The 13,906-nt window shown below is 66.0% G+C and carries 10 protein-coding genes and 1 riboswitch; of the genes, 4 read left to right on the forward strand and 6 right to left on the reverse strand.

Going from position 1 to position 13,906, the window contains the following annotated elements; genetic code table 11:
- The first annotated feature begins 114 nt into the window (after positions 1-114).
- Complete coding sequence (locus U6958_RS10650) at positions 115-1,590, forward strand: acetamidase/formamidase family protein (RefSeq protein WP_074921366.1); 1,476 nt, start codon at positions 115-117, stop codon at positions 1,588-1,590.
- Positions 1,591-1,638: 48 nt separating this feature from the next.
- Here the strand turns inward: U6958_RS10650 and U6958_RS10655 are convergent, their stop codons facing one another.
- Both U6958_RS10655 and U6958_RS10660 read right to left on the reverse strand, forming a co-directional pair.
- Positions 1,639-2,448, reverse strand: coding sequence for an alpha/beta fold hydrolase (locus U6958_RS10655; RefSeq protein WP_074921367.1), 810 nt, complete (start codon positions 2,446-2,448; stop codon positions 1,639-1,641).
- Positions 2,449-2,470: 22 nt separating this feature from the next.
- Positions 2,471-3,769, reverse strand: a complete 1,299-nt coding sequence (locus U6958_RS10660; protein WP_074921368.1) for an O-acetylhomoserine aminocarboxypropyltransferase — start codon at positions 3,767-3,769, stop codon at positions 2,471-2,473.
- Positions 3,770-3,875: 106 nt separating this feature from the next.
- On the opposite strand from U6958_RS10660, the gene U6958_RS10665 reads away from it, so the two are divergent.
- Positions 3,876-4,328 carry a CBS domain-containing protein gene (locus tag U6958_RS10665; protein ID WP_012206758.1) on the forward strand — a complete coding sequence of 151 codons (453 nt, stop codon included), beginning with the start codon at positions 3,876-3,878 and terminating at the stop codon, positions 4,326-4,328.
- 100 nt (positions 4,329-4,428) lie between these two features.
- On the opposite strand, the gene U6958_RS10670 is transcribed toward U6958_RS10665, so the two are convergent.
- Positions 4,429-4,806 (reverse strand): helix-turn-helix domain-containing protein, encoded by a 378-nt coding sequence (locus U6958_RS10670; protein WP_223275132.1) that lies wholly within the window; start codon positions 4,804-4,806, stop codon positions 4,429-4,431.
- Between the two features lie 319 nt (positions 4,807-5,125).
- Here U6958_RS10670 and aroC point away from each other — a divergent pair, with 319 nt between their 5' ends.
- Entirely contained in the window at positions 5,126-6,223 is a 1,098-nt protein-coding gene (gene aroC / locus U6958_RS10675; RefSeq protein WP_016447498.1) for a chorismate synthase, read from the forward strand.
- 66 nt (positions 6,224-6,289) lie between these two features.
- On the opposite strand, the gene nrdR is transcribed toward aroC, so the two are convergent.
- The 3 genes from nrdR to U6958_RS10690 all read right to left on the reverse strand — a co-directional run bounded on the left by nrdR (position 6,290) and on the right by U6958_RS10690 (position 9,282).
- Complete coding sequence (nrdR, locus tag U6958_RS10680; protein WP_012206755.1) at positions 6,290-6,745, reverse strand: transcriptional regulator NrdR; 456 nt, start codon at positions 6,743-6,745, stop codon at positions 6,290-6,292.
- Positions 6,746-6,767: 22 nt separating this feature from the next.
- Positions 6,768-8,015, reverse strand: a complete 1,248-nt coding sequence (gene glyA / locus U6958_RS10685) for a serine hydroxymethyltransferase (RefSeq protein ID WP_016447497.1) — start codon at positions 8,013-8,015, stop codon at positions 6,768-6,770.
- Positions 8,016-8,049: 34 nt separating this feature from the next.
- Positions 8,050-8,225, reverse strand: a riboswitch (ZMP/ZTP riboswitch).
- A gap of 136 nt (positions 8,226-8,361) precedes the next feature.
- Entirely contained in the window at positions 8,362-9,282 is a 921-nt protein-coding gene (locus tag U6958_RS10690; RefSeq protein WP_074921369.1) for a lytic transglycosylase domain-containing protein, read from the reverse strand.
- Positions 9,283-10,048: 766 nt separating this feature from the next.
- Between U6958_RS10690 and U6958_RS10695 the strand changes: the two genes are divergently transcribed.
- A complete protein-coding gene (locus U6958_RS10695) occupies positions 10,049-13,861 on the forward strand; it encodes a DUF748 domain-containing protein (RefSeq protein WP_074921370.1) in 3,813 nt (1,270 codons plus the stop codon).
- Positions 13,862-13,906 lie beyond the last annotated feature (45 nt).

A 13,906-nucleotide genomic window follows, 5' to 3' on the forward strand; every position in this document is an offset into this window, starting at 1 on the left:
GCACCGGATGGCAGCCGCGACAAGTTTTTGTGCGCGCAGGAACAACCGGCCTGGACATGCTCGCCTGGACACTGGCGCTGCCGGCACCGATCCACAACAGCAGGAGTATTTTCGATGACCATCCCCCACCAGGAACATATCTGCGGCCCGGGCTGCCAGCACGGTGCTTCGCCAGTCGATGAGACGCTGATCCGCGAGGAATTCCAGGTTGCACGCCGTTCCTTCCTGCGCGACGCCATGGTGGTCGGTGGCGGCGCGGTCTCGGCCGGCGCCATCAGCGGTGCGATGGCACCGTCCCGGGCCTTTGCCCAGGGTGCGCCTGGCGCCCGGGCCGGCCAGGGCATGGCCAGCCACTACTACATTCCCGCCTCTGCCAGTACCGTGCTCTGGGGCTACTTCAGCAGATCGGCCAAGCCGGTGGTCGAAGTCGAATCGGGCGACTACGTGACCATGGAGACGCTGACCCACCATGCCAATGACGATGCCGAACGCATGGTCCGGGGCGACCCTGGCGCCGAGAGCGTGTTCCACTGGGACAGCCAGCGCAAGAACGTCGATCGCCGGGGCGCAGGCCCCATGGATGCCAAGAACGGCGCAGGCGGAGGCCAGGGCGTGCACATCTGCACGGGGCCGGTACGCATCAAGGGCGCCCAGCCCGGCGATGTGCTGGAAGTACGCATCATTGATGTGGTGCCGCGCCCCTCGGGCAACCCGCAGTTCAAGGGCCGGACCTTCGGCAGCAATGCGGCGGCGAACTGGGGCTTTCACTATGGCGACACGCTCACCGAGCCCCGGAAGCGCGAGGTGGTCACCATCTACGAGGTGGATGCGACCGGCGAGCGCAACTGGGCCCGCGCCGTCTACAACTACCGCTGGACGCCGCAGACCGACCCCTTCGGCGTGGTCCACCCGACCATCGACTATCCGGGCGTGCCCGTGGACCACCGCACGATCAGCAAGAACGAAAACGTGCTGCGCAATATCCGCGTTCCCGTGCGCCCGCATTTCGGCACCATCGGCGTGGCGCCGGCCGAGGCGGAGATGGCCAGCTCCATTCCGCCCAACCACACGGGCGGCAACATCGACAACTGGCGCATCGGCAAGGGGGCGACCATGTATTTCCCCGTGGCCGTGCCAGGGGCCAACTTCACCGTGGGCGATCCGCATGCCTCGCAGGGGGACTCCGAGCTGTGCGGCACGGCCATCGAGTGCTCGCTGACCGGCACCTTCCAGTTGATCCTGCACAAGAAGGCGGACCTGCCTGGAACGCCGCTGGCCGAGCTGGCCTATCCGCTGCTCGAAACCCAGGACGAATGGCTGCTGCACGGCTTCAGCTACGCCAACTACCTGGCGGAGCTGGGGCCGGATGCGCAAAACCAGATCTTCAAGAAGTCTTCCGTGGACCTGGCGCTGCGCGACGCCTATCACAAGATGCGCCACTTCCTCATGACCACCCAGGGGCTGGGAGAGGACGAGGCCATCTCGCTGATGTCGATCGCCGTGGACTTCGGCATCACCCAGGTGGTGGATGGCAACTGGGGCGTGCACGCGCTCGTGAAAAAGAGCATCTTCCCCGCGCGCGGGGCGTGAGTGCGTGAGTGAGTGCGTGCCTGCCCTGCGGGCCGGACCCGGCCGGTCTCAGCGCGCCAGGAAATCCCGGATGGCGAACAGCGTCTGGTCGGGCGCCTCGGTCATCTGGTTGTGGCCGCTGGGCAGGTGCACGATGCTGACCTGGCGCTGCGCGCCCCGGGCCGCCTCGATCAGACCCTTGGCGGCCTTGGGCGGCGTCATCTGGTCCTGTTCGCCCAGGGCGAACAGGACCGGACATTGCAGCGCCGCCATGGCCGCCTCGCCGCCCGCGTAGCTGTCGCAGGCCTTGAAGCCGGCGTGCAGCAGGTTGGTGCGGTCATTGCTGGCCAGCACGCGCCGGCCCAGCGCCATGCCGGCGCCGAACACCCAGCTGCCTGCGCCGCCGGGTGGCGCCAGCGTGGCGCGCGAGAACACATTGACCATGCGGATGGCCTGCTCTGGCGTGCTCAGTGCGGAGTCCAGCAGGGCGGGCGAGACCTTCATCGGATAGGCCGTGCCCACCAGCACCAGGTGGCTGACGCGCGCGCCCAGCCGCGCGGCCGCTTCCATGGCGATCAGGCTGCCCCAGCTGTGGCCGACCAGCGCGGCCTTCTCGATGCCTGCCGCATCCATGAGCTGGCCGATGAAATCCGCCGCCGCCTCCACGCTGGCCGGCGCATCGCCTGCGCTGCGGCAGTGGCCCGGCAGGTCTATGGCCAGCACGTTCCAGCCGTGGTTGGCCAGGTAACGGCTTTGCAGTGCCCAGACGCTGTGGTCGCACAGCACGCCGTGGATGAGGATGGCCGTCGGCTGTGCGGGATTGAAGGCCTTGCCGCCGGTATAGGCGTAGATGGCGTGGCCGTGAACATCGATCTTCATTGTTGGTGTCTCCCTTGCCGATTCACGCGGCCTTCTCGGCCGCCTTGAGGGCGCGCTTGAGGTCGTCGATCAGGTCGTCTGCGTCTTCCAGCCCGATGGACAGGCGGATCGTGCCCTGGCCGATGCCGGCCTGGGCCAGCGCCTCGTCGCTCATGCGGAAGTGCGTGGTGCTGGCAGGGTGGATGACCAGGCTGCGGCAGTCGCCCACGTTGGCCAGGTGGCTGAAGACCTTGAGCGTCTCGATGAACTTGCGGCCCTGGTTGCGGTTGCCCTTGATGTCGAAGCTGAACACCGAGCCTGCGCCGCGCGGCAGCAGCTTCTTGGCGAGCTGGTGCGAGGGATGGGTATCGAGCAGCGGGTGGCCCACGCGGCCCACCAGCGGATGGCTGGCCAGGAATTGCACCACCTTCTCGGTGTTGCGGATATGGCGCTCCATGCGCAGCGGCAGCGTCTCTATGCCCTGCAGGATCAGCCAGGCCGTGTGCGGGCTCATGCAGGCGCCGAAGTCGCGCAGGCCTTCGCGGCGTGCGCGCAGAAGGAAGGCGCCAGTGCTGCTTTCCTCGCTGAACACCATGTTGTGGAAGCCGTCGTAGGGCTTGGTCAGCTCCGGGAAGCGCCCCGACTTTTCCCAGTCGAAGCTGCCGCCATCCACCACGATGCCCCCGACCACGGTGCCGTGGCCCGACAGGAACTTGGTGGCCGAGTGGTAGACGATGTCCGCGCCATGCTCCAACGGCTTCATCAGCCAGGGCGAGGTCAGCGTGGAGTCCACCAGCAGCGGCACGCCGGCCTCATGCGCGATGGCGCTGATGGTGGGAATGTCGAGCACGTCCAGGCCCGGGTTGCCCACGGTCTCGCCGAAGAACAGCTTGGTATTGGGCCGCACGGCGGCGCGCCAGCCGTCGATGTCGCCGGGCTTGACGAAGGTGGTCTCTATGCCGAAGCGCGCCAGCGTGTAGTGCAGCAGGTTCTGCGAGCCGCCGTACAGTGCCGTGCTGGCCACGATGTGGCTGCCCGCGCCCATGAGCGTGGCCACCGACAGGTGCAGCGCCGCCTGGCCGCTGGCCACGGCGATGGCGCCCACGCCCCCTTCCAGGGCCGAGACGCGCTGCTCCAGTACGGCGTTCGTGGGATTGGAGATGCGGCTGTAGACGTGGCCGGGGCGCTCCAGATTGAACAAAGAGGCCGCATGGTCGCTGGACTCGAAGACGAACGAGGTCGTGAGGTGGATGGGCGTCGCGCGCGCACCGGTGGCGGGGTCGGGCTGTGCGCCCGCGTGCAGCGCCAGAGTGTCAAAGCCGGGATCCGAGTAGCCGGGCATTCCTGTCTCCATGGTTGTCAAGGCAAGCGGGCATTGTGGGCTATATTTCCCGACAGACATGGGCTTGCCGCAACCACGGCGACACAGACAATCTTGGAGATACGGCATGAAAGTAAGTGACATCCTGCGCGTCAAGGGCAACACCCTCTACACGGTGTCGCCGGACGAAAGCCTGGCCAGCGCGGTGCAGGTGATGTCCGAGCGCGATATCGGCTCCCTCGTGGTCATGGAGCACGGCGACGTGGTCGGCATGCTGACCTTCCGCGAAGTGATCCAGGGCTTTGTCAAGCACGGCGGCGTGGGCGAGACGCTGGTGCGCTCGGCCATGGACGACGCTCCCATGACCTGCACCATGGAAACCGACATGGACGAGGTGCGCCGCATGATGCTGGACCGCCATGCGCGCTACATGCCGGTGATGGACAAGCGCATGCTGATGGGCGTGATCAGCCTGTACGACGTGGCCAAGGCCGTGGTGGACAGCCAGAACTTCGAGAACCGCATGCTCAAGGCCTATATCCGCGACTGGCCCGAAGGCGAGCGCCAGGGCGCGGACTGATCATCCGGTCGCGGCAAGACCGTCCCTGCCCATGCAGCAAGGCCTGCGACCGCAGAACGCGGCGCAGGCCTTGGCTTTTTACGGCCGGGCGCAAGCCCGTTCAATGCACGCTGCTGCGCCGGGGCTTGAGCAAGGCGCTGGGCGGCACGGCATAGGCCTGCCTGAAGACGCGGCTGAAGTGCGAGAAGCTGGTGAAGCCGCAGGCCATCGCCACATCGGTCACGCGCCGCGCATTGTCGGCCTGCAGCAGCAGGTGGGCCTGGGCCAGGCGCTCGTTCCAGAGCCAGCGGCTGGGAGTCAGTCCCTCGGTGGCGAACAGACGCGCCAGGCTGCGCAGCGACATGCCCAGGCCCTGGGCCACCTGCAGGGGCTTGAGCTCGGGGTCATCCAGCCGGGCCCGCATGTACTGCTTGGCCTGGGCAAGCCGGTTGCGGGTTCTGAAATCATCGGGCCTGGCTGAGACCAGCAGCATGGTCATCAGGGTGGGGTGAAGATTCTGGTCACCGGCATCCTGTTGAAGGATGGGTGAGGGCGGTGGAGTGCTGCTCGCAGGATCGCTGCGATCCTGGCGTTGCGTTGAGCCGGAAGAGGTCTGCATTTCACGAATCTCCCGCAAGTTGCGGCTGGTGCCTGAGGGATGGTCCGCAGGCGGTTGAAGAACAATGTTCTGTAATTCTAGCTATCAATATTTGTAATTTGATAGTTTTATTGTTTCTTTGCAGGAGATGGCAGCCTGCGCAATGCACCGCTGCAGCGGGAGCGGCGCCTGGGGGCGACCCGGGCATAATCATCGGCCTATGAGCGGCAACACCTTCGGAACCCTATTCACTGTCACCAACTTCGGCGAATCGCATGGCCCGGCCATCGGCTGCGTCATCGACGGTTGCCCGCCTGGCATGGCACTGAGCGAGGCGGACATCCAGCACGACCTGGACCGCCGCCGCCCCGGCACCAGCAAGTTCGTGACGCAGCGCAACGAGCCGGACGCGGTGGAAATCCTCTCGGGTGTCTACGAAGGCCGCACCACGGGCACGCCGATCGCTTTGCTGATCCGCAATACCGACCAGCGCAGCAAGGACTACTCCAACATTGCGCAAAGCTTTCGTCCCGGCCATGCCGACTACGCCTACTTCCAGAAGTACGGCATCCGTGATCCGCGCGGCGGCGGCCGCTCCTCCGCACGGCTGACGGCGCCCACGGTGGCGGCCGGCGCCGTGGCCAAGAAGTGGCTCAAGGAAAAATTCGGCACCGAGTTCCGCGCCTGCATGACCCAGGTGGGCGAGCTGTCGCTGCCCTTCGAGAGCTGGGAGCATGTGCGCAACAATCCCTTCTTTGCGCCGGTGGCCGATGTGTCCCGCTACGAGGAATACATGGATGCGCTGCGCAAGTCGGGCGACTCCTGCGGCGCCGCGCTGCGCGTGCAGGCCAGTGGCATGCCGGTGGGCCTGGGCCAGCCGCTGTATGACCGCCTCGATGCCGACGTCGCCTACGCCATGATGGGCCTGAACGCCGTCAAGGCCGTGGAGATCGGCGCGGGCTTCGACAGCGTGGTCCAGCGCGGCACCACGCACGGCGACTCGCTGAGTCCTGAAGGCTTTCGCAGCAACAACGCCGGTGGCATCGTGGGCGGCATCAGCACGGGCCAGGATCTGGAGGTGCGCATCGCCATCAAGCCCACCAGCTCCATCATCACGCCGCGCGAGTCCATCGACACCCAGGGCCAGAGCACCGAAGTCATCACCAAGGGTCGCCATGACCCCTGCGTGGGCATCCGCGCCGCGCCCATCGCCGAAGCGTTGCTGGCCCTGGTGGTGATGGACCACGCCCTGCGCCACCGCGCCCAGTGCGGCGACGTCGATTCAGGCCTGGCGCCGATTCCTGCCGCGGCGCCCTGAAAGCGCTGCCAGGACGCCAAAGAGAAAGCCGCCCAAGGGCGGCTTTCTTGTGTCCTGCCGGCCTGATCAGCCGGGATTGCGGACTTCATCCATGACGTTCTTGAAGTCGTCCACGTCCTCGAAGCTGCGGTAGACGCTGGCGTAGCGGATGTAGCCGACCTTGTCGAGCAGCTTGAGCTCGCGCATCACCATCTCGCCCAGGCGGCTGGAGAGCACTTCGCGCTCGCCCAGGTTGCGCAGCCGTTCCTCGATGCGCTCGATGGCGGCATCGATCTGCTCCGTGCTCACGGGACGCTTGCGCAGCGCAATCTTGAACGAACCCAGCAGCTTGGCGCGCTCGTACTCGATGCGCCGCCCGTCCTTCTTGACGATGGCGGGGAAGCTGACCTCGGGCCGCTCATAGGTGGTGAAGCGCTTGTCGCAGCCGCCGCATTGGCGGCGGCGGCGAATGAAGCCCCCATCCTCGGCCTCACGGGTCTCCACGACCTGGGTGTCCGGGTGGCTGCAGAACGGGCACTTCATGGCAGGCCTCTATGCGCTCAAATCAGGCGCCGTAGACCGGGAAGCGGGCCGTCAGCTCGGCCACCTGGGCGCGCACGCGAGCCAGGTTGGCTTCGTCGCTGGGGTTCTCCAGCACGTCGGCCAGCAGGTTGGCCGTCAGGCGGGCTTCCTCTTCCTTGAAGCCGCGCGTGGTCATGGCGGGCGTGCCCACGCGGATGCCGCTGGTCACCATCGGCTTTTCGGGGTCGTTGGGGATGGAGTTCTTGTTGATCGTCATGTGGGCGGCACCCAGTGCGGCTTCTGCCGCCTTGCCGGTAATGCCCTTGGCGCGCAGGTCCACCAGCATGACGTGGCTTTCCGTGCGGCCGGAGACGATGCGCAGGCCGCGGGCCGTCAGCGTTTCGGCGACGACCTTGGCATTCTTCACGACCTGCTCCTGGTAGGCCTTGAACTCGGGAGACAGTGCTTCCTTGAAGGCCACGGCCTTGCCGGCGATGACGTGCATGAGCGGGCCGCCTTGCAGGCCGGGGAAGATGGCGCTGTTGATGGCCTTCTCATGCTCGGCCTTCATCAGGATCACGCCGCCGCGCGGGCCGCGCAGGCTCTTGTGCGTGGTGGTGGTGACCACGTCGGCGTGGGGCACGGGGTTGGGGTACACGCCCGCGGCGATCAGGCCGGCGTAGTGGGCCATGTCCACCCAGAAGATGGCGCCGACTTCCTTTGCGATCTTGGCGAAGCGCTCGAAGTCGATGGCCAGGGCGTAGGCCGATGCGCCGGCCACGATGATGCGGGGCTTGTGCTCGCGCGCCAGCGCTTCCATCTTGTCGTAGTCGATGGCTTCTTCGGCGTTCAGGCCGTAGGAGACCACGTTGAACCACTTGCCCGACATGTTCAGCGGCATGCCGTGCGTCAGGTGGCCGCCTTCGGCCAGGCTCATGCCCATGATGGTGTCGCCGGGCTTGGCAAAGGCCATCAGCACGGCCTGGTTGGCCTGGGAGCCGGAGTTGGGCTGAACGTTGGCTGCCTCGGCGCCGAACAGCTTCTTGACACGGTCGATGGCAAGCTGCTCGACCACATCGACGTTCTCGCAGCCGCCGTAGTAGCGCTTGCCCGGATAGCCTTCTGCGTACTTGTTGGTGAGCTGGGAGCCCTGGGCTTCCATCACGGCGGGCGAGCAGTAGTTCTCGCTGGCGATCAGCTCGATATGTTCTTGTTGACGCAGGTTCTCGGCCTGGATGGCGGCAAAGACTTCGGCGTCGACCTTCTCGACGGTATTGGTGCGTTGAAACATGGCAGTCCTGTGAACTTGAAATTCCCTTGAGGCCAAGGGCTGCCCAGGCGAACGGCGGAACACTCCAGATCCCGCGTGCGCATGGAGGCTGGGCGGTACGCTCCCCGGTGGTTCACAGAAGGTGGTTCTTTTCAGGCCTTCTGCTGGTTTCCACGTCAGCGGCAGCGGTGCGTGAAGCGGCTGCGCCTATCGCCAGTTGCGTACCCCGCTAGTGTAGCTGAGCTGATGGAGCCGAAGACAGGCGAGGGGCGTTGGCGAAGCCGCCTGCCTGGCAGATCAGCGGGTGCAGGCAGGCATGAAAAAAGCTGGCCTTAGCCAGCTTCGTGCGCCATGTCGGTGGTTCCGGCTACAGCGCCGGCTCCTGTGTCTGCAGGGCCACCTGTTCGGTGCGCGCGGACATGCTGCTCGAGCTGACCGGCACTGCCGGGTTGCCAGCGGACGCTGCCGAGGCCGCAGGTCCGGCTGCCTCGGCCGTGGATGTGGCCGGCTTGGTGGCTGCGATCTGGACGGCCTGCTTGGGCTGCTCGATCTTGGCGGTCATCAGCGGCACGGCACGCAGGCCGGCGGCCATGCGCAGGCGCTGGTGCTCGGCCAGCACCTTGGCGGCATAGCCGCCGTCGGTGGGCAGGTTGGCCGCGCCCACGTAGTAGCGCAGGCCACCTTCGATGGAGCCGGCGCGCTCAATGCACTCCTTGAGCACGCGCACGCCCACGCGCAGATTGCTGACGGGGTCGAACGCGGCGTTCTGGCCGCCGAAGTTCTCGTACTTGTCGGTATGCACCGTGGTCATCACCTGCATCAGGCCCTGCGCGCCGACAGCACTTTGCGCGAACGGATTGAAGCTGGACTCGATGGCCATGATGGCCAGGATCAGCGTCGGGTCCAGGCGGTTGACCTTGCCCAGGTCGTAGGCCTCGCTGACCAGTGCCGCGATGGGCTCGGGCGCCACGCGGTACTTCTTGCTGAGCCAGAAGGCCACGGCCGCCTGATCCTTGGGCAGGTTCTTCGGGTTGGTCGCCGTCGCGCGGTCGCTGGCCGCGAGTTCGACGGGCGCACCCAGCTCGGCCATCTGGCGAGCGGTCAGCCAGGAGCGCAGCTGGCTCTCTCCGGCATCGCGCAGGTCGGGGCGGGCGAACAAGGTAATGGCCAGGAAGGCCACAGCCAGGCCCAGAAGGGCGAAGCTGTTGTGGATGATGGCAAGAAAACCGTTGGCCACATCGATGGCGAACGTTCGCGCGGCGGCGAAAAATTTTCCTGACGCTGGCATAGCTTTTTCCTTTCTAGGGGCACCAACCCGAAACGGCCTTCGCCGAAGCGAAGGCCGGTGAGGCTGACACCCTGGATTGGGTGCTGCGGATCCGGGAGGCTGGCGCTTGGTGCACCATTGCGTTGTAGGCCTGCGGGATCTGCTCAGTCGTGAGGCAGCAGAAACAAAAAACGCTCTATTCGAGCGCTGGCGGATTCTAGGAGTTCACCAAATACACGGTCAACACTATGAAGTGCGTTTGTTAGATCGATGAATAATAACAAACCATGGATGCAAACACAGTTTCTGAGTGTTTGAGAGCAGGTTGCGTGCTACCGATGTGGGGCGCTTGCGGCGGTTGTAAGGGCTTCATGAAATTGCAATGAAATGCAAAAGCACTGGCAGGCCTGGCCTGCGTCCTTCTATATTGGAGGCGACTGCTCCTGCAGTCGTCTCGCCAAGGTGGAAGACGGGTAAAAGTGGTGTTCGATGGTTCGGGCACAGTCGTTCAAGTCTTCTTCCGCGGCCTTCCTGGAAGCAATCTCTTGCTTCCGAGCAGCAAGGACCATCCTCTCCTTGACTGCGGAAAACGGCCAGGACTTGTGCCTGCCGTAAAGCCCGGAAGCCGGTTCAAGGCTTCCGGGCTTTGTCGTTCCAGGGTGACTGCAACGTCAAGAAATGTGCGGTGATGCGGGTTGAGGCCTTGCTGCCAGCCCAATTTCTGATGCAATGCAGCCACCGCTGCGTCCTCTGTCCAGGATGGCGCCGTACTAGTTATTAGAGCCCCATGCAACTTCTCTTCAAGCACCGCTGGCTGCGCAGGCTGGCCATCGCCTTTGCAGCGTTTCTTTTGCTGTGGCTGCTGCTGTGGGCGCTGGTGCCCGTTGTCGCCAAAAGCCAGCTGGAAAAGCAGGCATCGGCCAAGCTGGGTCGCCAGGTCCATGTGGGGGCAGTGGAGTTCCGGCCCTGGTCGCTGGAGCTGACCCTGCGTGATCTGCGCATTGCCAAAAGCCAGTCGGCGGGCGCAGGGCAGGCAGAACCCGCGCCGTCGTCGCCACAGCTGCAGGTCGACCGCATCTATGTGAATGCCAGTATCCAGTCCCTCTTCAGGCTGGCGCCTGTCCTGGATGCCATCGAGGTCGATGCGCCGGTGCTGCGCCTCACGCAGCAGAGCCTGGGGCACTTCGATGTGGATGATGTGCTGGCCCGGCTGGCCGAGCCCAGCGATACGCCGCCGGCCAAGCCCTTGGGCTTTGCGCTGTACAACATTGCGCTGCGCGACGGCCGCGTGCAATTGCAGGACGATGTCCAGCAGCGTGAGCACATGCTGGATCAGCTGCAGCTGAAGCTGCCGTTCATCAGCAATCTGGAGTCCAAGCGCGAGATCAAGGTGCTGCCGCACCTGTCCTTCGCACTCAACGGCAGCCGCTTTGAATCCAGTGCCCAGAGCACGCCTTTCACCGACCAGCGCCAGACGGCCGTCGATCTGAGCTGGCAGGGCGTGGACCTGACGCCTTACCTGGGCTATGTGCCCGCCAATGCGCCCGTCAAGCCGCGCTCCGGCGTGCTGGATACCAATCTGCACATCTCCTTTGAGCAGGCCGAGCAGGCCGTGGTGCGGATCACCGGCGAGGTCAGCCTGTCCGGTGCCGAGTTGCTTGACCGCGATGAGGCGCCCCTGCTGCGTTTCGAGCGCCTGGCGGCCGTGCTCAAGAACGTGCAGCCCCTGCAGTCGGTGGTGGAGCTGGAGTCCGTGCAGTGGAGCGCTCCAGAGATTTTCGCGGCCCGTGATGCGCAAGGCCGCATCAACTGGATGGCGATGGGCAGTCGCTCTGCCTCCGATTCCAGTCCGGCAGTGGAAAAGCCTGCCTCCGATGCGCCCCAGCCCTGGAAGGTGAGCCTGGACAGGCTGGCCATTGCCGATGCCACGGTGCATTGGCGCGATGCGTCGCCCGGCGCAGGCCAGTCGGGTGCGGCGCTTCAGGCGCGCCAGCTGTCATTGGAAGTGCGTGATGTCCGCTGGCCGCTGGAGCAGCCTTTGCAATTTGATGCTGGCATGCAGGTGCAGTCTGCAGCGGCAGGAGAGGGTGCAAAACCTGCCGAACTGAGGCTGAGCGGCGCCATGACCGACAGGCAGGGGCAACTGGCCGTCTCCGCGCGGCAGTTGCCTCTGCAACTGGCGGCGCCGTATCTGTCTGCCCATCTCAAGCCGGAGCTGACCGGCCTGCTGAGCACCGACGCCGGCCTGGGCTGGAGCGGCTCCGCCATGGTGGTGCAGGTGGCCGAGCTGGGCGTGGAGCAGTTGAGCCTCAAGGACAAGGCCGCGCCGGTCGACATCGCGCGCCTGCTGCTGGAGCAGGTACAGGTCAATCTGGCCAGCCAGCAGGTTTCCGTGGGGCGCCTGGCGCTGCAAAAGCCGCAGCTGGGCGTGTCGCGCGACGCCCAGGGCCGGTGGATGTATGAGCAATGGCTGCCACCCGCATCCTCGGCACCTGCGACGCCGGACCCCGCCAAGGACAAGCCCAGGCCCTGGGGTCTGAGGCTGCAGGCCGTGGAAGTGGACGGTGGCGCCGTTGCGCTGCGTGACGAAGCGCCCGTGCGCAACGCCGATTCGGCGCGCACCGTGTCCCTGGATCTGAGTTCACTGCGCCTGCGCTTGGGCGCCATCGAGCCGCTGGCGGCCAAGTCCGCCCCCACGCCGCTGGAGCTGTCCGCCCAGGTCGGCTCGGGCCGGCGTGTCCAGGCAGGATCGCTGAGCCTGCGCGGCGATCTGGGACTGGCGCCACTGTCGCTTCAGGGCAGGCTGCAGGCGCGCAGCCTGCCGCTGCACGCGCTGGAGCCCTACTTTGCCGACATGCTCAATGTGGAGCTGGTGCGCGCCGATGGCAATTTCCTGGGTCAGCTGCGCTTTGCCAGCCAGCCTGCCGGCCCCGAGCTGATGGTGCAGGGCGATGTCGAACTGGTGGATCTGCGCATGCGCTCCGCGCTGGCCTCGCCCGTGCAAGCCGGGGGTGAGGCTGCGGTGCAGGGCGTACCCAGCACGGCTGCAGGCGCCGTGGCAGCCGTGCTCAGCGAATCCACGGCCGACCGGGCCAAGGCTCGATCGGCTGCCTTGGGCCTGGGCCTGCGCGATGAACTCGTCGCCTGGAAAACCTTGGCCGTGCGTGGCCTGGACCTGCAGATGCAGCCCGCCCAGCCACTGCGCCTGAGCGTGCGCGAGACGGCGCTCAGCGACTTCTTTGCACGCGTGATCGTGCAGCGCAATGGCCGCATCAATCTGCAGGACATCGTCAAGTCGGCCCAGTCTCAGCAGTCCGTGGAGCAAAACACCGCGCCGGCTGCGGATGGCGCGGCGGCTCCTGCCGAGCCCGTCCCGCCGAAGGCCGCTTCCGGGCCTGCACCGGTCATCAAGATCGGCCCCATCGTGCTGACGGGCGGCAAGGTGCAGTTCTCCGACTACTTCATCCAGCCCAACTACTCGGCTGACCTCAGCGAGCTGGCCGGCCGCCTGAGCGCCTTCTCGTCCGAACAGCCGGCCGGGGAGCAGGGGCCGCAACTGGCGGATGTGGAGCTGCGCGGCCGCGCCCAGGGCACGGCTTCGCTGGAGATCACCGGCCAGGTCAATCCGCTGGCCAAGCCGCTGGCCCTGGACATACGCGCCCAGATGCGCGATCTGGAGCTGCCGCCGCTGTCGCCGTACTCCATCAAGTACGCGGGCCATGGCATCGAGCGCGGCAAGCTCAGCATGGATGTCAGCTACAAGATCGAGCCCGATGGCCAGCTCACGGCGCGCAACAAGCTGGTGCTGCACCAGCTCACCTTCGGCGAAGCCGTCGAAGGTGCGCCGGCCTCGCTGCCCGTGCGCCTGGCCGTGGCATTGCTGGCCGACCGCAACGGCGTCATCGACCTGGACCTGCCGGTCAGCGGCTCGCTCAACGACCCGCAATTCAGGTTGGCGCCAGTCATCTTCAAGATCATCGGCAACCTGATCATGAAGGCCGTCACCTCGCCGTTCTCGCTGCTGTCGGGCGCATTTGGCGGCAGCGGCGAGTCGGGCGTGGTGGCCTTTGCGCCGGGCCGATCCCAGATCGATGCCAAGGCCCGCGAAAGCCTGGACAAGGTGGTCGCCTCCCTCAAGGAGCGCCCGGCCCTCAGGCTCACCGTGATCGGCGAGGCGCGCGAGGCCCAGGACAAGGAGGCCTGGAAGCAGGCCGAACTCGACCGCCTGTTGCTGGCCCAGAAACGCCGCCAGGTGCTGCGCGAGGGCAAATCGGCAGAATCGGTGACCGAGTTGTCTGCTGCCGAAGTGCCGGCTTTGACCAAGGCGCTTTACGGCCGTGCCGACTTTGCCAAGCCGCGCAATGTCATCGGCATGGCCAAGGACTTGCCCACCGACCAGATGCGCAGCCTGCTGCTGGAGCAGATCACCGTGCCCGACGATGCCATGCGCGAGCTGGCGCTGGCGCGCGGCGTGGCCGTTCGCGACTATCTGGCGCAGCAGCAGTTGCCGCTCGAGCGCCTGTTTCTCGGGGCCCCGAAACTGGATTCCGACGACCAGGAATGGAGCCCGCGCGCCCAGCTCAGCCTGTCCGCACAGTAGCCCGGTTTTGGCTCCGCTTCAAATAACGGCGAGAATATGGTTTTC

The organism is Delftia lacustris (assembly GCF_040267515.1).
Classification (GTDB): Bacteria; Pseudomonadota; Gammaproteobacteria; order Burkholderiales; family Burkholderiaceae_C; genus Comamonas; species Comamonas tsuruhatensis.

What these genes read in the sequence shown, in the direction of transcription:
- nrdR (WP_012206755.1), bottom strand. Translation starts at nt 6,745, where the DNA reads ATGAAGTGCCCGTTCTGCAGCCACCCGGACACCCAGGTCGTGGAGACC.
- U6958_RS10650 (WP_074921366.1), top strand. Translation starts at nt 115, where the DNA reads ATGACCATCCCCCACCAGGAACATATCTGCGGCCCGGGCTGCCAGCAC.
- U6958_RS10660 (WP_074921368.1), bottom strand. Translation starts at nt 3,769, where the DNA reads ATGCCCGGCTACTCGGATCCCGGCTTTGACACTCTGGCGCTGCACGCG.
- glyA (WP_016447497.1), bottom strand. Translation starts at nt 8,015, where the DNA reads ATGTTTCAACGCACCAATACCGTCGAGAAGGTCGACGCCGAAGTCTTT.
- U6958_RS10695 (WP_074921370.1), top strand. Translation starts at nt 10,049, where the DNA reads ATGCAACTTCTCTTCAAGCACCGCTGGCTGCGCAGGCTGGCCATCGCC.
- U6958_RS10690 (WP_074921369.1), bottom strand. Translation starts at nt 9,282, where the DNA reads ATGCCAGCGTCAGGAAAATTTTTCGCCGCCGCGCGAACGTTCGCCATC.
- aroC (WP_016447498.1), top strand. Translation starts at nt 5,126, where the DNA reads ATGAGCGGCAACACCTTCGGAACCCTATTCACTGTCACCAACTTCGGC.
- U6958_RS10665 (WP_012206758.1), top strand. Translation starts at nt 3,876, where the DNA reads ATGAAAGTAAGTGACATCCTGCGCGTCAAGGGCAACACCCTCTACACG.
- U6958_RS10670 (WP_223275132.1), bottom strand. Translation starts at nt 4,806, where the DNA reads ATGACCATGCTGCTGGTCTCAGCCAGGCCCGATGATTTCAGAACCCGC.
- U6958_RS10655 (WP_074921367.1), bottom strand. Translation starts at nt 2,448, where the DNA reads ATGAAGATCGATGTTCACGGCCACGCCATCTACGCCTATACCGGCGGC.